Source organism: Trichococcus ilyis (assembly GCF_900109135.1).
GTDB classification, from domain to species: Bacteria; Bacillota; Bacilli; order Lactobacillales; family Aerococcaceae; genus Trichococcus; species Trichococcus ilyis.
This window is the reverse complement of sequence record NZ_FNYT01000001.1, coordinates 37,312-61,717: the sequence shown is the minus strand read 5'-3', so window position 1 is coordinate 61,717 and position 24,406 is coordinate 37,312. Positions and strand designations below refer to the sequence as shown.

Annotated in this window: 21 protein-coding genes; 1 reads left to right on the top strand and 20 read right to left on the bottom strand. The window is 49.4% G+C overall.

Annotation, left to right across the window (positions count from 1 at the left end; genetic code table 11):
- Positions 1-16 precede the first annotated feature (16 nt).
- The 8 genes from BMX58_RS00280 to dnaE form a co-directional block, all read right to left on the bottom strand.
- Complete coding sequence (locus BMX58_RS00280; RefSeq protein ID WP_068620672.1) at positions 17-835, bottom strand: purine-nucleoside phosphorylase; 819 nt, start codon at positions 833-835, stop codon at positions 17-19.
- A 14-nt stretch (positions 836-849) separates the two neighbouring features.
- Positions 850-2,019 carry a phosphopentomutase gene (deoB, locus tag BMX58_RS00275; protein ID WP_068620674.1) on the bottom strand — a complete coding sequence of 390 codons (1,170 nt, stop codon included), beginning with the start codon at positions 2,017-2,019 and terminating at the stop codon, positions 850-852.
- Positions 2,020-2,072: 53 nt separating this feature from the next.
- Positions 2,073-2,963 carry a site-specific tyrosine recombinase XerD gene (gene xerD / locus BMX58_RS00270; protein WP_068620676.1) on the bottom strand — a complete coding sequence of 297 codons (891 nt, stop codon included), beginning with the start codon at positions 2,961-2,963 and terminating at the stop codon, positions 2,073-2,075.
- Positions 2,964-2,993: 30 nt separating this feature from the next.
- A complete protein-coding gene (gene fur, locus BMX58_RS00265) occupies positions 2,994-3,449 on the bottom strand; it encodes a ferric iron uptake transcriptional regulator (protein ID WP_068620678.1) in 456 nt (151 codons plus the stop codon).
- 34 nt (positions 3,450-3,483) lie between these two features.
- Positions 3,484-4,350 carry a CvfB family protein gene (locus BMX58_RS00260; RefSeq protein WP_068620680.1) on the bottom strand — a complete coding sequence of 289 codons (867 nt, stop codon included), beginning with the start codon at positions 4,348-4,350 and terminating at the stop codon, positions 3,484-3,486.
- A gap of 210 nt (positions 4,351-4,560) precedes the next feature.
- Positions 4,561-6,318 carry a pyruvate kinase gene (gene pyk / locus BMX58_RS00255; RefSeq protein ID WP_068620682.1) on the bottom strand — a complete coding sequence of 586 codons (1,758 nt, stop codon included), beginning with the start codon at positions 6,316-6,318 and terminating at the stop codon, positions 4,561-4,563.
- Between the two features lie 51 nt (positions 6,319-6,369).
- Complete coding sequence (gene pfkA / locus BMX58_RS00250; RefSeq protein WP_068620684.1) at positions 6,370-7,332, bottom strand: 6-phosphofructokinase; 963 nt, start codon at positions 7,330-7,332, stop codon at positions 6,370-6,372.
- Between the two features lie 322 nt (positions 7,333-7,654).
- A complete protein-coding gene (dnaE, locus tag BMX58_RS00245) occupies positions 7,655-10,993 on the bottom strand; it encodes a DNA polymerase III subunit alpha (protein WP_068620686.1) in 3,339 nt (1,112 codons plus the stop codon).
- Positions 10,994-11,135: 142 nt separating this feature from the next.
- Here dnaE and BMX58_RS00240 point away from each other — a divergent pair, with 142 nt between their 5' ends.
- Positions 11,136-11,315, top strand: a complete 180-nt coding sequence (locus BMX58_RS00240) for a YjzD family protein (protein ID WP_068620688.1) — start codon at positions 11,136-11,138, stop codon at positions 11,313-11,315.
- Positions 11,316-11,466: 151 nt separating this feature from the next.
- Here BMX58_RS00240 and queA read toward each other — a convergent pair whose 3' ends face one another.
- The 12 genes from queA to recA form a co-directional block, all read right to left on the bottom strand.
- The gene (gene queA, locus BMX58_RS00235) at positions 11,467-12,495 is read right to left on the bottom strand and encodes a tRNA preQ1(34) S-adenosylmethionine ribosyltransferase-isomerase QueA (RefSeq protein ID WP_068620690.1); all 1,029 of its coding nucleotides are present in this window, start codon (positions 12,493-12,495) and stop codon (positions 11,467-11,469) included.
- 20 nt (positions 12,496-12,515) lie between these two features.
- Positions 12,516-13,526: a Holliday junction branch migration DNA helicase RuvB gene (gene ruvB, locus BMX58_RS00230; protein ID WP_068620692.1), complete on the bottom strand. Its 1,011-nt coding sequence runs from the start codon at positions 13,524-13,526 to the stop codon at positions 12,516-12,518.
- A gap of 5 nt (positions 13,527-13,531) precedes the next feature.
- Positions 13,532-14,143 (bottom strand): Holliday junction branch migration protein RuvA, encoded by a 612-nt coding sequence (gene ruvA / locus BMX58_RS00225; protein ID WP_068620694.1) that lies wholly within the window; start codon positions 14,141-14,143, stop codon positions 13,532-13,534.
- A 167-nt stretch (positions 14,144-14,310) separates the two neighbouring features.
- Positions 14,311-14,736, bottom strand: a complete 426-nt coding sequence (gene msrB / locus BMX58_RS00220) for a peptide-methionine (R)-S-oxide reductase MsrB (RefSeq protein ID WP_068620696.1) — start codon at positions 14,734-14,736, stop codon at positions 14,311-14,313.
- 106 nt (positions 14,737-14,842) lie between these two features.
- Positions 14,843-15,448, bottom strand: a complete 606-nt coding sequence (locus BMX58_RS00215; RefSeq protein WP_162268591.1) for a DUF937 domain-containing protein — start codon at positions 15,446-15,448, stop codon at positions 14,843-14,845.
- Between the two features lie 74 nt (positions 15,449-15,522).
- Positions 15,523-17,553 (bottom strand): DNA mismatch repair endonuclease MutL, encoded by a 2,031-nt coding sequence (gene mutL / locus BMX58_RS00210; RefSeq protein WP_068620700.1) that lies wholly within the window; start codon positions 17,551-17,553, stop codon positions 15,523-15,525.
- Between the two features lie 9 nt (positions 17,554-17,562).
- Positions 17,563-20,154 carry a DNA mismatch repair protein MutS gene (gene mutS, locus BMX58_RS00205; protein ID WP_068620702.1) on the bottom strand — a complete coding sequence of 864 codons (2,592 nt, stop codon included), beginning with the start codon at positions 20,152-20,154 and terminating at the stop codon, positions 17,563-17,565.
- 28 nt (positions 20,155-20,182) lie between these two features.
- A complete protein-coding gene (locus tag BMX58_RS00200; RefSeq protein ID WP_162268592.1) occupies positions 20,183-20,563 on the bottom strand; it encodes a YlbF family regulator in 381 nt (126 codons plus the stop codon).
- Complete coding sequence (locus tag BMX58_RS00195; RefSeq protein ID WP_068620704.1) at positions 20,560-21,366, bottom strand: TIGR00282 family metallophosphoesterase; 807 nt, start codon at positions 21,364-21,366, stop codon at positions 20,560-20,562. The genes BMX58_RS00200 and BMX58_RS00195 overlap by 4 nt, the downstream gene beginning before the upstream one ends.
- Positions 21,344-21,520, bottom strand: coding sequence for a hypothetical protein (locus tag BMX58_RS14615; RefSeq protein WP_162268593.1), 177 nt, complete (start codon positions 21,518-21,520; stop codon positions 21,344-21,346). The genes BMX58_RS00195 and BMX58_RS14615 overlap by 23 nt, the downstream gene beginning before the upstream one ends.
- Complete coding sequence (gene rny, locus BMX58_RS00190; RefSeq protein ID WP_068620706.1) at positions 21,510-23,069, bottom strand: ribonuclease Y; 1,560 nt, start codon at positions 23,067-23,069, stop codon at positions 21,510-21,512. The genes BMX58_RS14615 and rny overlap by 11 nt, the downstream gene beginning before the upstream one ends.
- Positions 23,070-23,313: 244 nt before the next feature.
- Entirely contained in the window at positions 23,314-24,384 is a 1,071-nt protein-coding gene (gene recA / locus BMX58_RS00185; protein WP_239420492.1) for a recombinase RecA, read from the bottom strand.
- Positions 24,385-24,406: the final 22 nt, after the last annotated feature.

Below are 24,406 nucleotides of genomic sequence, written 5' to 3'. Positions count from 1 at the left end.
TTTCTTCCACAATCCTTTAGAGGGCAACCAATACATTCTTCAATAAAGCTTTGAATGTTTCTTTGACACGGGTAGTCGTTTCGACCACTTCTTCATGATTAAGGGTCGCTTGCATACCCGATGCTAAATTAGTTATACAGGAAACACCAAAAATGCGCAATCCCGCATGACGCGCTACGATAGCTTCCGGCACCGTGGACATCCCGACTGCATCCGCCCCCAGCACCCGGCACATCCGGATTTCCGCCGGTGTTTCATAGGTCGGCCCTGTCAACCCAAGATAAACGCCTTCCTTCAGATCAAGACCCATCTCGACAGCGACCTTTTTGATGGTTTCCTGATATTCGGCATCATAGGCTTGACTCATATCCGTGAAGCGCGGGCCTTGGGCCGGATCGTTCGGACCAATCAACGGATTCTGTCCCGTCAGATTGATATGATCATTGATCAGCATCAGATCCCCAGGTGTGAACGCATAATTGATGCCCCCGGCCGCATTTGTCAGCGCCAAGGAATGGACACCCAATTGTTTCATGACCCTGATCGGAAAAGTGACCGCTTCGAGTCCGTAACCTTCATAGAAATGAAAGCGTCCTTGCATGGCGATGACTTTTTTCCCGCTCAGATTCCCGTACACGAGTTGGCCTTTGTGGCCTTCGACTGTGGATACAGGGAAATAAGGGATTTCCTCATAGGGGATCGCGACGGCATCGGTAATTTCTTCGGCCAATTCGCCTAAACCTGAACCCAGAATCAACCCAAATTCGGGTTCCAATAAGCCTCTTTCTTCCAAAAATTCGGCGGCTATGCGCACGTTGTTTTGGTCATTTGTCATATCTAAGCACCTCGCTAGTTCAATTGTTCTAAAAAACTCTGGCCGATTTGAGTGGAAGCCACCTGAAAATTATCGGATACAGTTGCGCCGATATCAGCAAATTTGCCTTGCTTCAGTTCACCCCGCTCCTGCATTTGTTTCGAGTAGGCCAATAAGGGTACATATTCGCGCGTATGATCTGTCCCCGGGAAGGTCGGATCATTCCCGTGGTCCGCGGTAAGCAGCAGCAGATCGTCCTCCTGGAGGCCTGCCAATATTTCAGGAATCCGCGCGTCAAAAGCTTCGATAGCCTCAGCGTAGCCTTCCACATCTCTGCGATGGCCATACAAAGCATCAAAATCGACCAAATTCAGGAAGCTTAAGCCATGAAAATCTCTTCCCATGACAGCCAACAACTGGTCGACGCCGTCCATGTTATTTTTTGTGCGCACATACTCCGTGATGCCTTGGCCATTATAGATGTCATTGATCTTGCCGATCGCAATGACATCGTATCCGCCTTGCTTCAAGTAATCCAGTGTCGTTTGCCCGAACGGATTCAGGGCGTAATCGTGCCGATTGCTCGTGCGGGTAAAATGGCCAGGTGTGCCGATATACGGTCTGGCAATGATCCTTCCAATCATATAGGGATCGTCCAGCGTAATCTCCCGGACATACTCGCAGATTGCGTACAATTCTTCGAGCGGAATGATTTCTTCGTGGGCAGCAATCTGCAGCACCGGATCAGCCGACGTATAGACGATCAGATCCCCCGTCCGCATTTGGTGCTCACCGAACTCGTCAATGATTTCAGTTCCGCTGGCCGGCTTGTTCCCGACAATTTTCCGACCTGTGTGGTTTTCGATTTTCTCGATCAGTTCCGGAGGGAAACCTTCCGGAAAAACACGGAACGGCGACTGGATATTCAGCCCCATGATTTCCCAATGCCCCGTCATCGTATCTTTGCCGACCGACTGTTCCTCAAGCTTCGTATAGTACCCAATGGACGCGCTGTCCGGCTTCACGCCGCTGAGTTCACGGATATTGCCTAGACCCAGTTTTTCCAGATTCGGAACCTTCAAGCCCGCAACCTCAGCGATATGCCCAAGCGTATCCGCCCCGGCATCGCCATACTTCTCGGCATCAGCCGCCTCGCCAATGCCGACGGAATCCAAAACGATCAAATGGATGCGGTTATATTTCATGATTGTTTTCCTCCCTTATCCTCGGCTTCAGGATGGGCCCTGCCCGGTCCGGATCAAGCACGAGGATGATATTTTTGATAGATTTCTGCCATTCTTTCGGTCGTGATGTGCGTATAAATCTGGGTTGTGGAAATATCGGCATGTCCCAGCAGTTCTTGCACAATCCGCAGATCCGCTCCATTTTCCAGAATATGGGTTGCAAACGAATGGCGCAGCATGTGCGGAGACACATTTTTTTTGATGCCGGCGTTCCGCACAGTCTGCTTCAGATTTTTCCAGATTCCTTGGCGGGTGAACCCATTCCCATGGAAATTCAGGAACAGATAAGGAGTCTCTTTCCTCCCTTTCGCCAAAGCGGGGCGGCTGTCCGAAAGGTATTCCGAAATCCAAAAGGCCGCCTCTTCCCCTAGCGGCACGATCCTTTCCTTGTCGCCTTTGCCTATCGTCTGGATGAACCCGATATCCAAATGGATTTCGCTCATGGTTATCTGTATAAGTTCGCTGACCCGAAGGCCAGTTGCATACAGCAGTTCCAGAATGGCGCGGTCGCGTAAGCCAAGCACCGTTTTGACATCAGGGGCGGCAAGCAACCTTTCGATTTCATCCATCGAGAGCACTTTCGGCAACTTTTGCTGTTTCTTCGGCATTTGGATCGTGATCATCGGATCGTTGTCCATCAACCCTTCCTCCTTTAAGTATTGATGGAATCTCCGCAGGCTGGTGAGCATCCTTCCGATTGAAGCTGTCGCTAATTTTTCCTCATTCAAAAACTGTAGATACAACAGAATATCCGGTTTGGTGACTTCCCCGAACGCCCGAATCGCCTGTTTTTCCAAAAATTGTCTGTATTTTCTGAGGTCCCTCTGATAACTGATGATTGTATTGTCGGACAAGCCCCGCTCGATCCGCAAATACCGCCCATAGGCATTGATTTCTTCTTCCATGTCCCCCGACCCATTCCGTCCTGTATTAGCCTATTTATTCCTTAATTTTTGTTGGCAGTCCCGGCAGATGCCGTGAAAAGTCAACCGATGGTCTTTCACCACGAATTGGTAGCGGGCTTCGACATCTTTTTCGACTTCCCCCAACAGATCTTCGTGAATCTCTTCGATATTGCCGCATTCGATGCACAAAAGGTGATGGTGGAAATGTTCGTTGCTTGTCCTTCTCAAATCATAGCGCGATAATCCATCCTCAAAGACCACTTTGTACGTGATGTTCAGTTCCGTCAAGATTTCCAAGGTACGGTATACTGTCGCCAGGCCGATATCAGGATGCTTAAGGCGCAACAACAGGAAAATCTCCTCCGCACTCAGATGCTCCTTTTCCTTTTCCAGCAGCACGCTGACAGTCGCTTCCCGTTGTGGAGTGAGCTTGAATCCTGCCTCCTGCAATTTTTTTTTGATGGTGTTTAATGACAATTCCGTCACTGCTGTCGGCTCCTTTTAGGATCAGCTGAATCGCCTAATCCTTGTTGATTAATTTAGTGTGCCCATCTTGCTGGACGACCAGTCTGGCTTTCAGCAAGTGGCCTAAGGCTCTTTTGAATTGCGCTTTGCTGATGCCAAAATATTCTTTGATTGCTTGCGGGTCGCTTTTGTCTCCGTAAGGCAGACTCTTCGTCGGGCTCTGCTCCAACAACACCAAAATCATCGCCGCATCCTCACTGATGGCTTCATGCGCACGCGGTTTCAAAGACAGGTTCAGCATGCCATGTGGACTGATGCCGATAACTCGGCCGCTGACGACTTCGCCCAGACGCGGTTCGATTTCCCGCTCAGAGGGGTGAATGAAGCCGATATAATAATCGTCGGTCAAGATGAAGGTTCCTACCATCTTCAGACGGAAGACGGTTCCGGTAATATCTTTGTTCTTCCATTCCTCTCCTGGTTTGCGGGATATGGAACGGAAAACCGGTTCATCGGCAAGGATACCCCAAAGCCGGTCTTTGCTGTCCTGTTCCAGAGCGATCAATAGGCGATCGCCTTTTTTGGGCCAGAGTGATTTGATGTCCGGCAGGTTATCCAATGAAACCACGATTTCTTTATCCTTAAGGCCGATATCAACGAACACGCCCAGATCCTTGCGCACAGCCACTACTGTTCCCCAGCCATAGCGACCCACTTGACTGGCCGGCTCTTTTAAAGTCATGCGCAGTTGTTTGTTCATCCCTTCATACACAAAACCTTTGACTGTATCCCCAAGCTGCAATGGAGCTTCTGACTCTTCCTTATCCAATCGATATGTGATGCCGTCTTTTTGAACGAAGACGCTCTTCTCGTTCTCGTCCACGATCACACCTGTGATGATTGTACCTAATCGTTTACTCATATTTCTCCTCCAGACGGTCTTTCCGTCGCTGTATTTCTTTCATTTTACCATATACCAATTTGATTTCCAAAACGTCGGTGACTTATGCAAGCCGATATTCGGATTATTTGCCCTTGCCGTCTGCGGCGACTGCCCCATCCAGATCATCAGGAAAGCAAATGGGCCCGAGACTCTTGTCCCAGACCCATTTGCTCTCTAATTTATTTAAGCTTAGATGGTAGTTGTTGCGCCACGGTAAATGATGCCGCGGCGAGAATCGATCGTGATCAATTCGTTGTCTTGCACCAATGCAGTCGCATTTTCAGCCCCAACGATCACCGGAATGCCGCTTGCGATTCCGACGACAGCAGCATGACTTGTCAAGCCGCCAGCTTCAACGATTACAGCTGCAGCTTTTTCGAATGCAGGCGTGTAATCTTTATCGGAGTTCTTCAACACCAAAATGCAATCTTCCGTCGCTTTAGCGATTGCTTCTTCAGCCGAAAGCGCCACTACCGCTTTACCGATGACGGATTTGTCGCCGATACCTTGGCCTGAAGTCAATTTTGTTCCGATCAATTGGATCTTCATCAAGTTGGTAGTGCCGCGTTCGCCTACCGGTACGCCGGCAGTGATGATGATCAAGTCGCCTTCTTTAGCAAAGTTTTGTTCTTTGGCAACTTTTGCAGCCAATTCCATCATCTCATCAGTCGAATCCGGTTTTTCGGTTACGAAAGGATAGACGCCCCATGAAAGTGCCAATCCACGTCTTTGACGTTCCGAGAATGTGACCGCAACGATGTGTGATTTCGGACGGTATTTAGAGATCATGCGCGCTGTATGTCCAGACTCGGTAGCCGCAACGATTGTTTGGATGTTAAGATTGCGCGCTGTGTGTCCAACCGATTGACCGATTGCTTCAGCCATATCCGTGTTGCTGTATGCTTTCAAAGCAAATGCATCCTGACCGACAATCGCTTCTTCCGTACGGATGGCGATTGTTGCCATTGTCGTAACAGCTTCAACCGGGTAATCCCCAGCGGCCGTTTCTCCGGACAGCATGACTGCATCTGTTCCGTCAAAGATAGCGTTGGCTACGTCCCCTGCTTCAGCACGGGTAGGACGCGGGTTGCGTTGCATGGAATCCAACATTTGTGTTGCTGTGATGACTGGTTTGCCTAATGCGTTACATTTTTTGATCAACATTTTTTGTGCGATCGGAACTTCCTCAGTCGGGATTTCCACACCTAAGTCACCACGGGCAACCATCAAACCTTGAGAAACTTTCAGGATTTCGTCGATGTTGTCGAGACCTTCTTGGTTTTCGATTTTAGGGATGATTTGGATGTGGGTTGCATTGTGTTTTTCCAAAATTTCAGTGATCGCCAATACGTCACTTGCGCGACGCACGAAGCTGGCCGCGATGAAATCGACATCATTTTCGATACCGAAGATGATATCTTCAGTATCTTTTTGTGTGATGCCCGGGAAGTTAGTTTTGATTCCTGGAAGATTGACACCTTTTTTGTTTTTTAGGATGCCTGAGTTTTTGACCAAAGTAACAATTTCATTGTTCGCTTTGTCGATTTCAGTCACTTCCAAGTCGATCAAACCGTCATCCAATAGGATATGGTTTCCAACTACGACGTCATTGATCAGTTCAGGATAAGTGATGGAGAATTTATCTTTCGTGCCTTCAACTTCTGTCATGGAGATTCTGACTGTTTCGCCGGCGATCAAAGAAACGATGCCGTCCTTCATGTTGTTTGTACGGATTTCAGGCCCTTTTGTATCCAAAAGGATTGCACACATTTTGCCGGTGATTTTTGATGCTTCGCGAATGTTGACGATACGTGCGCCATGTTCTTCAAAGTCTCCGTGCGAGAAATTCAAGCGGGCGACATTCATACCGGCGTTTATCAATTTGACGAGTGTTTCCACTGATTCACTGGCAGGTCCGATCGTACATACAATTTTTGTCTTTTTCATAGAAAATAAGCACCTCATTTTATATTTTGTAAAACGTGAGTAAACTTTTCGTTAGAAAGAAATTTCCTTGTTGATCTGGTACAACGACAATAAAGGCATGTGTTTTTGGTTCTCGAGCGTGTCAATGATGTCATTGAAGACAACTTCATCGCCCTTGACGCCAACGCAGATACCGCCTTTGCCTTCTTCCAGCATTTTGACGGCGTTGTAGCCGAAGATGCTTCCCAACACGCGGTCTTTAGCTGATGGGGATCCGCCGCGTTGAACGTGGCCCAAAACGGTGACACGTGTATGGAATTCTTCAAATTCGGAAAGTTTCGCAGCAAACTCAGTCCCTGACATGACGCCTTCAGCCAACATGATGATCGTATGTTTTTTGCCGCGTGCTCTGCCTTCCTGAATTTCAGCAACTACTTCTTCCATAGTGAATTCTTTTTCGGGAATGACGATGGATTCCGCGCCGCTGCCGATGCCTGTCCATAGGGCGATGTCTCCGGCGTTTCTGCCCATAACTTCAACAACGAAAGTACGGATGTGGCTTGTTGCGGTGTCTCTGATTTTGTCCACCGATTCCAATACTGTATTGATCGCAGTATCAAATCCTAGCGTGTAATCTGTTCCTGGAATATCATTATCGATTGTTCCTGGGATACCGATGGTCGGGAAACCTAGTTTAGTAAGAGCGGCTCCTCCACGATAAGATCCGTCTCCCCCGATTACGATCAGGCCATCGATGCCGAATTTCTTCAATTGCTCGATCCCTTTACGTTGTCCTTCAATTTTGGCGAACTCAGGGTAGCGCGCAGAATATAAAATTGTGCCTCCGCGGCTGATTGTGTCACCGACGTCATCAATCGTCAGACGACGGAAATCTCCGGCTACCATGCCTGCATAGCCATAATTGATGCCATATACTTCCAAACCGTCATAAATCCCTTTGCGCACAACTGCGCGGATGGCCGCGTTCATTCCTGGCGCGTCTCCACCACTAGTCAAGACTGCAATACGTTTCATTCGACTTCACCTCATCAATAAAGTTAAAAAATCTCAATTTTCAAAAAAATTCATGCGTTAAATATTTTTTGAATTTGTCCTTCACTATCTTATCATCTTTTTATGAAAATGTCTTTTAATTTCACGTTTTTTTGATTGTTAAAAAGGAAACAATGAAAAATAATCGCTTCTTGTCCGGAATATCGCCACATTTTGGCAAATTGTTATTACTACCGCTCAGCTCAAGCAAATTTGTTGCCGACAGCCCGGTCAGAATTGTCCCGGCTTGTGTGTGCAGCTTTTGCTTTTATGAAAACAGTATCCGGATATCAACTTTTCGTTTTCATTTCACGGCAACATTTCCGCTCCCGAAAATTTCTTTCAGCGCATCCAGCAGGGCGGGCGAAATCGAAACCCAGCTTTCCGCCGCCAAGCGGATGGTTTGCTTGGTCGCCTCATTGTAAAGGATGACCGGGTGGGCACCCTTTTGCTTGTTCAGTATCTGATACATTTTTCCGAACAATTCCGGAGTGTTGTTTTCCGCCGTCAATCGGATGAAGACATTCTCTCTTTTTTGATCCAACAGTTCCTGATAGGCGCCGGCTTCCCAGATATGCGTAACCAAAAAATTGACTTTGTCGGATTGTTTCGAGCGTTCCAGCTTGCCCTCAACGACAAGCAGTTGGTTTGCCTTGAGCAATTTCATGAACCGGATATAGTACTCCGGGAAAATCGTGAGGCTGATTTCGCCTGTACTGTCGGTCAAGTTCGCGAAAGCCATCGGGTCGCCTTTTTTCGTCTGGATTCTCCGGATGTCTTTGATCAGCCCCATTGTGCGCATCTTTTTGTCGTGGGCCAGTTCAGAAGCGTACACGACTGAGCCGCTGCTGTATAATTTTCCGAATTGATCGATAGGGTGACCTTTCAGCGAATGGCCCAGTGCCGCTTCCTCCAAATCCAACAGTTCCAACAGGGGCAGTTCTTTCGTTTCGACATATTTCGGTTCCAGCACCGAAAACAGGTCGATGTTGTTTCCGCTGTAATCGATGCTGTTCAGCATTCCCGGCAACGATTGCAGCAGCGTAGCGCGGGAATGCCCAAAACTGTCGAACGCCCCACTGTAAATGAGCGGTGTGATATTTTCCTTTTTGAGCCATTTGGCGTGGATCCGCCGCAAAAATTGGACAAAATCCTGATACTGCCCGTGTGCTTGCCGTTCTTTGATGATTTCCTGGATGAAATCCCGCCGCAGCCCTTTGATCCCGCCCAAACCGAACTGGATCGCCTGCTGATGCAGCGTGAATTTCCAGTTGCTCGTGTTGATGTCCGGGTAGGAGACGCTGATGTTGCGCCTTTTCAGTTCGATGAAGTATTCCTTCATCTTATCCGAATGTTGGTTGACGGAATTCAGCAGCGCCGCGAAAAAGGCTTCCGGAAAGTGCGCCTTCATGTAGGCGAGTTGGTAGGCTATGAATGAGTAGGCAAACGAATGCGAACGGTTGAATCCGTAATTGGCGAACCGTTCGATGTAATCGTAAACCTGTTCGGCCGTCTGCTCGGAATAACCTTGCTGCAGCGAACCTTCGATGAAGTGCCTTCTTTCTTCGTCGATGGACGCTTTTTGCTTTTTGCCGATCGCTCTCCTGAGGATGTCCGCTTCCCCCAAGCTGAATCCTGCCATTTTGGATGCCACTTGCATGACCTGTTCCTGATAAACCATCACGCCATAAGTGACCTCAAGGATCGGCTGCAGATCCGGATGGGGATATTCGATTCTTGCCTGCCCTTTTTTGCGCGAAACGAAGAGATCGATTTGTTCCATCGGGCCTGGCCGATAGAGCGCATTGACAGCGGCGATATCCTCGATCGACTCGGGCCCGAGTTTGCGCAAGACATTTTTGATGCCGGGCGATTCGAACTGAAAGACCCCATTCGTATCCGCTCTTCGGAATATATCGAGCGTCCGCTCATCGTCCAGCGGTATCTCCCAAATATTGATGCTTGCTTTGTGCGCTTCGCTGGCCAGTTGCACCGCATCGTTCAGTATCGTCAGATTTTTCAGCCCGAGGAAGTCCATTTTCAGCAAGCCGATTTCTTCGATGTTGCCCATCGTGTACTGCGTCAGGTACAGCTCGCTGTTTTTCTTCTGCAAAGGCACAATGCCCCTTAACGGTTGGTCGCTGATGACGACCCCTGCCGCGTGCGTGGAAACATGCCGCGGAACGCCTTCGATTTTTTCGGCGGTTTCGTACAACAGGCGATTCACTGCAGTCGCACTGATCAGGCCCTGCAAGTCTTTCGATTTCTGCCTTGCCTCCGCCAGGGTGATGCCCAATTGATTCGGGATCGCATTCGACCATGCTTGGGACTCCGCGACTGTGAGTCCGAATACCCGGGCCGTATCGCGCAAGGACATTTTTGCGGCCAGCGTCCCGAATGTGGCGATTTGGGCGACATGGTCCGAACCGTATTTATCCCGGACGTAATGCAGGACATCATCCCTGCGGTTGTCCGGAAAATCCAAATCGATATCCGGCATGTTGTAGCGTTCTCTGTTCAAAAACCGCTCAAACAACAGGTTGTATTTGATAGGATCGACATGGGTGATCCGCAGAACATATGACACAAGCGAACCGGCCGCAGAGCCGCGTCCGGCCCCCGGCATGATCTTCGCCTTTCTCGCGTATGCCATCACGTCCCAAACAATCAGGAAGTAATCCTCGAAGCCCATTTCATGGATGACTTCCAATTCGTACGCCAAGCGTTTTTCGTACTCCGGCGCGGGCGCGGCAATCCGCTGGCGCAAGCCTTCCTCGCAGAGTCTCCGGAGGTAAGCCTGGGGAGTCGTCCCGGCAGGCACCGGATAGCGCGGCAGCAACGATTGATGCAGCGGCAGCTCGATTTGGATCTCGTTGGCAATTTTCTGGGTCATCTCAGCGGAATCCGCCAAATCGGCTTCCTGAAATTTCCGTTCGATTTCTTGGCAAGAAGGCAAATAATACATTCCATCCAGCGCTTCCGATTGCAGATCCACTTTTTCGTTCGCTTCGATCGCCTTCAGGACCCGGCAACTGAAATTGTCGCTCGGCTCCAGATATCTGACGTCATGCAGCGCTGTGATCGGGGTGTTCGTTTCCTGCGACAGACGCTTCAATCCTGGGATGATCGGTTTCATTTTTTCGTGGAGCTGAACTCCTAGATAAAAATTCCCGGAGTTGAAGATTCTTCCCCATGCCAAACAGGCAGCTTGGGCGTTCTGCGGATCGTTTCCCAGCAAAAAATTTTCGATTTCGCCCTTTTCTCCCGGCGTGATCGCGATGATGCGGCTTGGGTCATTCTCCAACAGAGCGAGCAATTCTTTATTTTCAGCATCCTGATTCCTCACGGTCGACAAAACCATCAGCTTTTGGTAGCCCGCGAAGTCCTTCGCCAGCAATACCAGCGGAAAGGTGCGCTCTTTATTGATGATTCCGGGCAGATCCAGTTGGATCCCCAGAATGGGTTGGATCTCATATTTTTTGCAAAGCTTGAAAAAATCGACTTGACCGTAAAGAACATTTTGGTCCGTCAACGCGATGGCCTGATAGCCTTTTGTCTTGGCGCTGCGCACCAGATCCTCTATCCGGGTAGTCGTCTGCAACAGAGAATAGGCACTGATGACCTGCAAATGCACAAAAGACACGTCTGAGCCCTCCTTTTTTAATCATTACTTTCATTATAGCGTACCCGCACTGATCCAAGAAGCGAAAAAGTCGTTTGCCAAGTAATGCTTGTCATCTCCAAAAAAAGTGATAAAATGAATTGCGAGAAGAGGTGTAAACGACATGAAATATATTGCAATCATTTTTTGGGGATTTATCTTAGGGCAAGTATCTGTTTATCTGGGCAGCGCCCTATCCGGCGGCAGCTATGACTTTATGATCGCAACCATGACAGGTATCTTTACCGCGCTGATCGTAGTGCTTGTTTCTGCGTTGATGCCGAAGACAGCACCCCATAAATAACCGACAGTTCGTTTTGAGGACGGCACCCAACAAAAAACCTTCAGGAAATGGTTCCTGAAGGTTTTTTTGTACTAAAAAGTGCATCACCATAGGCGATTCGCAAGTTTACAAAATATTCCGGGCACCCCAAAATGATGTCCAGCTTTTCTGTCTATTTGATGAACATGGCGTCGCCGAAGCTGAAGAAGCGGTACTTTTCTTTGACGGCGTGCTCATAAGCGGCCAAGACATTGTCCCTGCCGGCAAAAGCGCTGACCAGCATGACCAAGGTCGATTTCGGCAAATGAAAATTGGTGATGATTCCCTGCACAACCTTGAAGGAGTAGCCCGGTGAAATGAAAATTTTCGTCCAGCCGCTGTCGGCCTTGATTTCGCCGTCAAATTTCGTGCCGATCGTTTCCAGCGTCCGCACGGAAGTCGTGCCAACCGCCACTATTTTGCCTCCGTTGGAACGGACGTCATTCAGCGTTTGCGCTGCCTCATCCGTCAGCTGGTAGAATTCGGAATGCATTTCATGGCTGGCGATGTCATCGACCGATACCGGCCGGAAAGTCCCCAAGCCCACATGCAACGTCAGGTAGACGATTTTGACACCCTTATTGGCTACCTCCTGAAGCAGTTCGGCTGTGAAATGCAGCCCTGCTGTCGGGGCAGCTGCCGATCCGACTTCTTTGGCGTAAACCGTCTGGTAGCGTTCCTGATCATCCAGCGTCTCCTTGATGTAGGGCGGCAAAGGCATTTCGCCCAGCGATTCCAGTATCTCCAAAAATACGCCATCATATTTGAAATTCAAAATGCGGCCCCCGTGTTCCAATGACTGCGTCACTTCCGCAGTCAAGCGTCCATCCCCGAAAGAGATGACTGTCCCGACTTTGACGCGTTTTCCCGGTTTGACAAGCGTCTCCCACTCATCCCCTTGGATATTGTTCAGAAGCAGGACTTCGATATGCCCGCCGGTATCCGGTTTGACGCCATGCAGTCGCGCCGGCAACACGCGTGTATTGTTCAGCACCAGCGCATCGCCTTCCTGAAGTTCCGCCACTATGTCGGTGAAATGTTTGTCCATGATTTCTCCGGTTTTGGAGTCCAGGGCAAGAAGCCGGGATGATGACCGATCCAACAGTGGTGTCTGCGCAATCAGTTCTTCCGGCAAATTAAAATCAAAATCGCTTGTCCTCATTAGATAAAATACCTCGCTTATTATTCTGTATCATACTTGATTCCCAAATGGTCATAAGCCATCGGGGTTGCTACCCGGCCGCGCGGTGTGCGTTGCAGGAAACCCAGCTGGAGCAGATAGGGTTCATACATGTCCTCTATCGTTTCCATTTCTTCCCCGATATTGGCGGCGATTGTCGAAAGACCGACGGGGCCGCCATTATAGAATTGGATCATCGTCGTCAATATTTGTCGATCCAAGTCATCAAGCCCCCTGTTGTCCACGCTCAAAATGGCTAAGGCTTTGTCGGCGATTTCCTTTGTGATCAGGCCATCGCGGTAAACTTGAGCGAAATCGCGCACACGCCGGAGCAGCCGGTTGGCAACACGCGGGGTTCCCCTGGATCTCAAGGCGATTTCGACAGCTCCTGACTCGTCGATTTTCGTCGATAAAACATCCGCAGAACGGTGGACGATTTGCCTGAGATCCTCCAGGCTGTAATATTCCATCCGCGAAACGATTCCGAACCGGTCACGCAAGGGGGCCGACAGACTGCCGGCCTTTGTCGTTGCTCCGACCAGCGTGAACGGAGGCAGCGTAAAGTGGACCGGGTGGGCTGTGGGACCTTGTCCGATGATGATGTCCACATAGTAATCCTCCATGGCAGAGTACAGCACTTCCTCCACAATCCGCGGCAAGCGATGGATCTCATCGATGAAGAGGACATCCCCCGCTTCCAGTTCATTGAGCAACACCATCAGATCGCCCGGCCGTTCGATAGCAGGCCCGCTTGTGCTGTGGATCCGGACATCCAACTCGTTGGCGATGACCATCGCCAATGTCGTTTTCCCCAATCCTGGCGGCCCGTACAGCAATACGTGATCTAGGGCTTCGCTGCGCGCTTTTGCGGCTTGGATATACACTTTCAGTTCATTTTTGACTTTGTCTTGCCCGATGTACTGCGCCATCATTTGCGGCCGCAATGTTTTTTCGATCAGATCTTCGGTCATGTTTTCCGTATTTCCGGAAACGATTCTGTTTTCAGCTGTCATCTATATCACCCTTTTAAAAGTAGCTTGAACGCCGTACGAAGCACCTCTTCTGTGCTGGCATAGTTTTCTTTTTCTAATGTCGGCAGTATTTTCTTCACTTCACGTTCCGAATAGCCCAAACCAGCCAGAGCCTCCAGGGCTTCCGTCAACACAGCGGGTTGTCCGTCTGCTGTTTCATGGGCGGGATGTTCTTCCATCCAATACGTATCGGGCAGCAGTTCCCCGAGTTTGCCTTTCAAGTCCAAAATGATCTGCGAGGCAGTCTTCTTGCCTACACCAGGGAATTTCACCAAATAGCCCACATTATCTGTTTCGATCGCTTGGATCAGGCCCAGGTGGTCATCGCTTGCCAAAATCGACAGGCCGCTCTTCGGCCCGATCCCGGAGACGCTGATCAGTTTCAGGTACAGCTGCTTTTCCGTGTAATCCTTGAAGCCGAACAGTGTGATTGCATCCTCCCGGACTGCCTGATAGATGTAAAGCGTAAGCTCCTGGTTCAGGCTTCCGGAAAAGCGGAAAGGATTGGCAACCTGCAACTGGTAGCCGATGCCGCCGTTCTCCAGCACCACATATAACGGTCCCACATGGACTAATTTACCTTTTATGTATTCGTACATCATTTTGCTCCTACTCTTGTTTTCCTGATTGTCATTCGTTCTCTATCATAACATAAAACAGATCGGAAATGACAGCCACTCAGCCAGATATGCGGGAACAATCGTTTGGTCTGCAAAAGCAGCAAAAAAATCCCAAAGCCGATAGCCACGGGATTTATCTTTGCTCCTTATTCGAATAATTGTTTATATTCAGAGTAACCTTCCGCATCCAAGCGATCGTAAGGGACAAAGCGCAGAGCTGCCGAATTGATGCAATAGCGCAGTCCGCCCAACTCTGCCGGGCCGTCCTCAAAAACATGCCCTAGGTGGGAGTCGGCTTGGGAGCTCCGGACTTCCGTGCGTTTGCGCATCAGCTTGCGGTCTTCCAATTCTTTCAGAGTGGAAATCGGTTTAGCAAAAGAAGGCCAGCCACAGCCTGCATCGTACTTGTCGGCAGAACTGAACAACGGCTCCCCGCTCACGACATCCACATAGATGCCTTTTTCGTAAAAATCATCATATTCGCCGGAAAAAGGTCTTTCCGTCGCTTCGTTCTGTGTCACTTCATATTGTAAAGGCGTCAAGCGCTTCAAACGTTCCTCTTTATTGTCCATCCTGATATCGGACCCCTTTCTTTTCATTTTTTCAGTATAGCAAAGAATCCAAAAAAGCAGAACAAAAAAGGCTTGTTCTGCTTCGATCGCTCCTGGTCAGGATGATTCAGAATAGATTCCCCAAAATGCTCCCCAGGATGCCCCCCAAGCCGCCCGTTGCCGATGGGGTCGCCGTTCCGGATTGCTTAGGGAAAAGATCGGTGATGTCGAAATTGTTCGTGGCGGTTTCTTCCGCCTGTTTCGAGAAGATGTCGGTCTGTTTGGCCACACCGTCGGCATCCAAGCCATCAGCATCCTTTTTGTCCGCCAGCATGCCCAGGATCATCGGCGCCATGGAAGCCAAAACTTTGGTAACCTCCGCTTTGCTGATGCCGGTTTGGGCAGCGATCTGATCCACGACCTTGTCCTTGTCGCCGAAGGCATGATCCAATATTTTATCACCATCATCCGTATCGACTTTCTTGACCACGTCTTCGATCGAGGATACATCTTTGGTCTTGCCTTTGTGTTTTTCCAATGCATCTGATAAGGAATCTTTTCCTGCTTTCGACTCTGCGTTTTTGCTTAATGCCCGAAGGATCAAAGGGATTGCAACGACAGCCAATTTCGGCAAAATGCTTGCATCAACGCCCGTTTTGCTGCCCAAGGCCTGAATCGAACTTTCTTTGTTCAGTTCGCCCATCATTTCGGAAATATCATTGATTTGCACCATTTCTTCCACTCCCATCTGCTATTTAACTATCCTGATTTTACAATAAATAAGCAGAAATAAGAAATGATACGCTCTCAGTGTGGGTCCTGGATCCGCTTGAATAGCTTCTCCATATCCTGGTTGGAGAATTGGATCAGCACCGGTCTGCCGTGCGGACAATTGTAGGGATTATCCGTTGCTGCCAGATCGGCCAACAACTGGCGCGCTTCTTTCTCGCTCAGGAAATGATTCGCCTTGATCGATCGCTTGCAGCTCATCATGATGGCAGTGGCTTCCCGAAGTTTTTTGATGGAGATGTCCCCTTCCGTCAAAAACATCTCCACCAGTTCCTTCAGGATCTCTTCCTCCTCACCCGGCGTGAACCAAGCGGGATGCTTTTCGACGATGAAACTGTTCTGGCCGAATGGCTCCAGGAAGAGCCCCATCGCTTCCAGCACCTCACGGTTCTCCTGGATCAGATGAAATTCATTCGCGGGGTAATCCAGCATGATCGGTATCAGCAACCCTTGGAGGTCGGCGGAAACCTTGCCGATCTCCTCACGATAATATTCATATTTGATGCGTTCCTGCGCAGCATGCTGATCGATGATGTACAGACCCTTTTCATTTTGAGCGAATAGGTAAGTACCGTGCATCTGGCCGAAATAATGCAAATCGGGAAACGGCCGGATGCCGGCCGCCCCCGCTTGGGTTTCCGCCTCAACCTTCTGGACGGTTCTCATGATCGGTTCTTCATGAGCCATCGGATTTTTTTGTTCGTCGGACAGGCAAACAGCGTTTGAGTCATTGCGGCCCTGTGCAGACTGGTCAGCAGGCCGAACAACGTCCGCTTCTTCCTCCATTTCCGAAGGAGAAAATTCTTCCGAAGGCGCGGGTCCCACAGAATCGGTAAGCTCCGGCAGGTTTTCTGCATCTTCATGGCGGTCCGGCCCGTTGTTCCGTGATGTTTCCAAGGATCGGAAATCCTCGTCATCGCTCGCCGCTGGCAGGTCCACTGGCGCTTCTTGCACAATTTCTTGATCGAACTGCTGGAAAGAGACGCTCAATTGCTCGGTTCGGACCGGCCCAACGGAGTTTTGTCGCTTGAACTTCAGATTTTCGATGCCGCTCGGGATGCGCTCTTCGGTCCGCAGAACAGCCGCGACTGCGCGTTGGATCAGCTCCCCGAGTTCCTTTTCTTTGCTGATCCTGACTTCTTTTTTCGAAGGATGCACATTCACATCCAAAAGCAATGAATCCGCCTCGATCACAATGACCGCGAGCGGGTAGCGCCCGACCATCAGTTTGGATCCATAACCATCGATGAGCGCTTTGTTCAAAGCATAATTTTTGATGAACCGGCCATTCAATATCAGCGTGATGTAGTTGCGGCTTGCGCGCGTCGTGTCCGGCAGGCTGATGTAGCCGCTGACTTTGAAGTCCAGGTTCTCATTCTCGATCAGTTTCATCTTCTTGGCCGTCATCGTTCCGTACACGCCGGCGATGGTCTGGCGCAGGTCGCCATTGCCGGCCGTCCGCAAAAGCTGGTTCCCCTCATGAAGCAACCGGAAAGCGATCTCCGGATGGCTCAGGGCAATCCGGTTCATGATGTCGGTGATGTTGGACAATTCGGTCTGCAGGGAGCGGATGTATTTCAGCCGGGCGGGCGTGTTGTAGAAAAGGTTTTCGACGATGATCGTAGTGCCCTTTCGGGATTTGTTCGGCCTTTCCTCGCCGATGACGCCGCCTTGTATGGTCAAGTAGGTGCCGCTCTGATCAGCGACGGCCGTTTCGATCGTAACTTTGGCGACCGAGGCGATACTGGGCAAAGCTTCCCCTCGGAATCCGAGCGAGTGGATGCGGAAAAGATCATCCTGCGTATAGATTTTGCTGGTCGCATGCCGCGTAAAAGCAAGTTTCACTTCGTCCGCCGCGATGCCGTCGCCATTGTCCGTGACCTGCACCTTCCTCAGGCCCGCCTCTTCGATGAAGACATCAATTTGCGTACTGTTCGCATCGATCGCATTTTCCACCAATTCCTTAACGACCGATGCCGGGCGTTCGATTACTTCTCCTGCAGCGATCTGGTTCGTCAATATTTGCGAAAGCTCCCTGATTTTGGCCATCTTTTCCACCTACTTTTTTTGTGATTTCAGCAACTTTTTCCAACCGTCCAGCAGCAGCATGGCTTGCATCGGCGTGCAATCCTCCAACGCCAGATCCGACAACTCGTCCAGAATGTGTTTTTCGTTCGGATGCATCGTGTTTTCCTGGAACAGCGCCAATTGTTCGACTGTATCCTCCAAAGCCGGCACGCTCAAGCCGGAATGCAGCTCGTGCTGTTCATTCAGTGAATTGAGGATGACTTGCGCTTCGGAAATCAGTTCATCCGGCATCCCGGCCAATTTGGCCACATGCAAGCCATAGCTTTTGTCTGCCGGTCCCGTCATCAGCTTGTGCAGGAACACCAATTCGCCGTCTTTTTCGATTGCCCCGACATGGACATTCTTCGTCCCCGCCAATTCGGCTTCGAGTTGGGTCAATTCGTGGTAATGCGTCGAAAACAGCGTCTTGCCTTTGATCGTGCGATCGATGTAGCGCAAGATCGCTTCGGCCAAGGCCATGCCGTCATAGGTGGCTGTCCCCCTGCCGATTTCGTCGAATAAAATCAAACTCTTGTCGGTGGCGAAGCGCAGCGCTTGGTTCGTTTCGACCATTTCGACCATGAAAGTGCTCTGCCCGGAATAGAGGTCGTCCGCTGCACCGATCCGGGTGAAGATTTGATCAAAAATCGGCAGACGGGCTTTCTCGGCCGGCACAAAGCAACCCATCTGGGCCAGGATGACAATCAGGGCTACCTGGCGCATGTAGGTGCTCTTTCCGGACATATTCGGCCCGGTGATCAGCAGGATATGATTGTCCTCATCCATGGAGATACTGTTGGGCACGAATTTGTCTTTGCCGATGACACGTTCCACAACCGGATGACGCCCTTCCTTGACGGTCAGATTCCGGTCGCTGTTGCTTAATTCCGGCTTGGTGAAATGGTAGGCTTCGCTGACGTGCGCGAACGCCTGCAGGACATCAATCTCCGCCACCAGTTTGGCCAATGCTTGGAGCTGGCGGCTGTATCCTTTGATTTCTTCCCGCAGGGCGATGAACAGCTCATGCTCCAACTGGACCGACTTCTCCTCCGCCTCCAAAATAAGCGTCTCTTTCTCTTTCAATGCAGGTGTGACGAAGCGTTCGGCGTTGGCGAGCGTTTGCTTGCGCTCGTATGTCCCTTCCGGAAGCGCGGCCAAGTTCGCTTTCGTCACTTCGATGTAATAGCCAAAAATGCGGTTGTAGCCGATTTTCAGCGTTTTGATTCCGGTCTTTTCTCTTTCCTCTTTTTGCAGCATCGCTATCCAAAGCTTCCCGTTGTTCATCGCATCGCGGTAGCGATCCAACTGCTCATCATAACCGTCGCGGATAAGGTTGCCTTCCGTAATTTGGATGGGCGGATTATCCGTGATCGCTCGCTCGATCAGTTCAGTGACATCGGGGTAAGCTTCCAATTTATCGATGACATCCTGCCAAATATCCGGTTCGTCGATTGCGGCGATTGCTTGAACCAATCCTGGAATCTGCCTCAAAGAGGTTTTCAGCTGAATCAGATCGCGGCCATTGACATTTCCGAGCGCCACTCTGGCGACCAAGCGCTCCAGATCGTATACCGATGTCAAAGCGTCATTGATATCCATCCGTTCAAAGTAATGGTTGACCAAAGACTCCACTTTCCGTTGCCTTGCGAGTATGTCACTCAGATTGATCAGCGGCTTTTCCAGCCATTGTTTCAGCATGCGCCCGCCCATGGCTGTTTTGGTCTCATCCAGCGTCCACAACAGGCTGCCTTTCTTTTGCTGCGTCCGGATCGATGTTGCCAACTCAAGGTTGCGCCGCGCATAGGTATCCATCTTCAGGAAGGCATCCGTTTGATAGGCGGCAGCTTTCTGAAGATGGGACAGGCTGCGTTTTTGGGTATCCGAAAGATAGCTCAGCAACAGAATAAGCACATCTTTTTCGGCCTGTTGCGGCAAATCCGCAACCAGATCGCGGAAGCTTGTTTCCTGAACCAGTTCTGTTTGGATGGAAACCAGAATGCCGAACTGTTTTTGCAATTTTTCCGTCAATCCATCAGCCGTTTTTGTATCCAAAACGATTTCCTTGAACGGCAAAGTTTGAAGCTCGTTGAAAACAGCGTCTTCGTTGGCCAGAAGGGTGACTTTCAGCTCTCCCGTTCCGATATCGACATATCCCAAGGCAAAACCGTCCGCTTCGATCCGGATGACGCTGGCCAAGTAATTATTTGTCTTGCTCTCGCTGCTGTTCTCGTTCAGGAATGTCCCAGGCGTGATGACCTGGACGACTTCCCTGCGTACCATTCCTTTTGTTTGCTTGGCATCCTCCATCTGTTCGCAGACGGCGACCTTGTGCCCCATCTCAACAAGCCTGCGGATGTAATCAGCGGCGGCGTGGAAAGGAACTCCACACATTGGAATTGGTTCATCGGCATTTTTGTTCCGGCTCGTCAGCGTGATTTCCAATAATTTCGCGGCCTTCATGGCATCATCATGGAACAATTCGTAGAAATCACCCAAACGGTAGAACAAAAACGCATCGGGATACTGTGCTTTTATGGCTAAATATTGCTCCATCATAGGCGTATGTTTCGTCTTCTGTGGCATTGTTTCACCTCAATCTATGTATCTATGTCTATCTCTGCGGCTCATCTTTTTCGATAGCGGCATCAACGCCTTGCTGGATGATGCCAATGATAGTTTCCAGCAAGGCGTTGGCATCCCATAAAGCTTCCCGATACTGCTGGACCGCTATACTCTCTTTTAACTGCCTATTGAGCTGCGCCAATTCGGCGGCTGTTTTTTCGGCGGCTGCCGGTTTGGCGTAATGCTCGAAGGCTGCAGCTTCTTTTTGCTTGCTTTTGATGGCTTCGACCAATTGTTCCAGCGAATGATTGTTTTTTACGTTTTTTTCGATTTCCTGGTAACGGGCGATCACTATGTTTTTTTTCAACAATTCGATCAGAGTTTCCAATTCTGCCTCTGCCGAATCTTTCAAAGGCTGTGCTTCGCTCAATAGAATTCCCCTCCAAATGGGCGGTCTTCATTGATCAGGATATTCTCGATTTTGACGCACTTCCCGGTCTGGTCATTGATTTCGATAAAGCAGCCGGAGAGCAACTTTCTGCCTTTTTCGGGCACTTCATGCCGAACCGGCATTTGCGTCAAAAATTTCTGGATGATGATCTCCTTCTCAACGCCCAAAATGCTGTCATAAGCGCCGGTCATTCCGGCATCCGTGAGATAGCCTGTCCCGGCAGGCAGGATGCGGGCATCATTTGTCTGCACATGAGTATGCGTTCCGACCACAGCGGAAACGCGTCCATCCAAATACCAGCCCATTGCCTGTTTTTCGCTGGTCGTTTCAGCATGGAAATCGACAAAGATGCAATTGGTTTCTTTCCGGACTTCCTCCAGGATGGCATCGGCCTTGCGGAACGGATCATCAAGGCTGTTCATGAAGACACGGCCATGCAGATTCAGCACAGCCAATTTAAGCTGGTTCACTTTTATGATCGTCCACCCGATGCCGGGAGTCCCTTCCGGGAAATTGGCCGGACGGATCATCTTGTTGGCGGTCCCGATGAATTCGAATATTTCGCGATTATCCCAGGTATGGTTTCCCATCGTGAGGACATCCACACCTGTCTGCAAAAATTCTTTGTAGATTTTTTCCGTGATCCCTCTGCCCCCTGCAGCATTCTCGCCATTCACAATGGTTACTTGCGGACGGTAATGCTTCTTTAACTGCGGGAGTGTATCCTGCAGCATCTGCCTGCCGATCGAACCTACAACATCACCAATAAACAATACTTTCATTTTCAGCCTCTTCTCTAAACTCTAGTCTTCTCATATTACCATATTTTGTCTGTTTCGATAAGCCGTTGCCCCGCTCCGGTCGGACCGAATGTCCTGAAACAGCAAAAAAACGGGACAATAGGCTGTCCCGTTCGGTTTTTTCATTATTTGGCATATTCAATTACTCTTGTTTCGCGTATAACCGTAACTTTGATGTGTCCCGGATAATCCAGTTCTTCTTCGATTTTCTTTCTAATCTCACGAGCTACACGAATAGCTTGAGAATCGTCAAGTTGGTCTGGTTTGACCATCACGCGGATTTCTCTCCCGGCTTGGATAGCAAAACTGCTTGCCACACCCTCAAAACTGTTTGCGATTCCTTCCAGTTTCTCCAAACGGCGGATGTAGTTTTCAAGCGATTCGCTTCTTGCTCCAGGACGAGCGGCGGATAAAGCATCAGCAGATGCGACCAATACGGATATGATTGAGTTTGCTTCAACATCACCGTGATGGGATGCAATCGCATTGATGACAACCGGATTTTCTTTGTATTTTTGGGCGACTTCTGCGCCGATTTCAACGTGTGAACCCTCAATTTCATGATCGAGAGCTTTTCCGATGTCATGCAGCAGACCTGCTCGTTTGGCCAAATTGATGTCTTCGCCAAGTTCACCAGCCATGACGCCGCAAAGTTTCGCGACTTCGATGCTGTGATTCAGGACATTTTGTCCGTAACTTGTGCGGAAATGCAGGCGTCCCAAAATTTTGATCAAATCAGGATGCAAAGAATGGATGCCAACTTCAAAAGTTGCTTGTTCACCGATTTCTCTTATGCGTTCATCCATATCTTTACGGGCTTTCTCAACTGCTTCCTCAATTCTCGCAGGATGGATGCGTCCATCTTGAATTAATTTCTCCAAAGCCATTTTCGCGATTTCTCTTCGGATAGGATCAAATCCGCTCAATACGACAGCTTCAGGCGTATCATCGATGATCAGATCAATACCTGTCAATGTCTCCAATGTCCGAATGTTTCTTCCTTCGCGGCCGATGATCCGGCCTTTCATATCGTCGTTAGGCAACGTGACAACCGATACCGTCGCTTCCGAAACCAAATCGGCGGCGCTTCTTTGAATCGCCTGCAGGATAATGTTTTTCGCATTACGATCTGCTTCATCTTTCGCTTTTTGGTCGGATTCTCTGATCATGACCGCAATTTCGTGCGAAAGCTGGTTTTCCGTTTCGTCCATGATGATGTTTCTTGCTTCATCGCGGGATAAGGTAGCGATTCTTTCCAGTTCGTGTTGTTGCTCTTCCACCAATGTTTGAATGCGATTTTCTTCAGAAACTAAAGCGTTCTGTCTTTTGACAAGATTATCCTCTTTTGATTCGATAGATTGCTCACGTTTTGATAGGCTGGCATCTTTCCTATCCAAATTTTCTTCTCTTTGGATTAAGCGATTTTCTTGTTTTTGAACCTCACTGCGTCGCTCGCGCAATTCTTCTTCTATTTCCGAGCGGTATTTGTGGTTCTCATCCTTCGCCTCTAACATAGCTTCTTTTTTCAGGGTTTCTGCTTCTTTGCGAGCATCATCAAGAATTTGGGAAGCGGTATTTTTGGCACCAGCTATTTCTTTTTCGTGATTCGATTTTCGATAGGAATATCCGATAACGACACCAACAATTAAAGCTATGATAGCGAAGGCTAAAGTCCATATATCCATAGTTTCACCTCCGTATCTATTTAATTTTGTTGTCAAAAAAAATGAATAAAAATTAGTTTTACAATGTGCAGAATGAAGCGATGCACATAATTTCATTCTAAACGTAGAATGCTGACATGTCAACGATAAAACGGTAACATAACCAAAATACATTTTTTCCTGTTTCGATATTGCCTTCTGTGCCGATGCTGAAAATAACGAAAGAGGCCGGATTTTTATTCCTGGCCCCTTTGGATGCTCGCTTTTATTCGTCCAGCAGATCGATCGGTTCGATCTGCTCGTCTTTTTCATCCGCCTTTATTTCGGCGGCATTTTCGTCGCCTATCCCGTATTCGTTCCGGACAAGCTTCTCGATCTCGGCTCTCATTTCCGGATGCTCGATCAGGAATTTTTTGGCATTTTCACGCCCCTGACCGATGCGTTCCCCTTTGTAGGAATACCATGCACCACTCTTGTTGACGATATCCTTTTCTGAAGCCATATCGATGATTTCGCCGACTTGGGAAATGCCTTCGCCGTACATAATGTCCACTTCAGCTGTCCTGAACGGCGGAGCGACTTTGTTTTTGACTACCTTGATTTTGGTGCGGTTACCCATGATATCGGTTCCGCTTTTGATTTGTTCCGCTCTTCTGACTTCCAGTCGGATAGTGGCGTAAAATTTAAGCGCTCTTCCCCCTGGCGTCGTTTCCGGATTTCCGAACATGATGCCGATTTTCTCGCGCACTTGGTTAATGAAGATTGCGATCGTTTTTGTTTTGTTGATGGATCCGGATAGTTTCCGCAACGCTTGGGACATCAGGCGCGCTTGCAGACCCATGTGTGAGTCTCCCATCTCGCCTTCGATTTCAGCGCGAGGGACCAATGCGGCTACAGAGTCGACCACCACGATATCGATTGCTCCGGAAGACACCAAAGCATCAGCGATTTCCAGCGCTTGTTCGCCTGTATCGGGCTGCGAAAGCAACAACTCATCGATGTTGACGCCCAACGCAGCGGCATATTTGGGATCCAAAGCATGCTCGGCATCGATAAATGCGGCAACTCCGCCTTGCTTTTGCACTTCTGCAATCGCATGCAGCGCAACCGTCGTCTTACCTGATGATTCAGGACCGTACACTTCAATGATGCGGCCACGCGGATAACCGCCCACTCCCAAGGCGACATCCAGAGCCAGCGACCCGCTGGGTACAGTGGATATTTTAGTGTCCACTTTTTCGCCAAGCTTCATGACAGACCCTTTGCCGAAATTTCTTTCTATCTTCTTCAGAGCCTCATCCAAGGCTTTTTGTCTGTTCTCATTCAAATTAGCCATCTATTGTTTCCTCCAAGCTTTC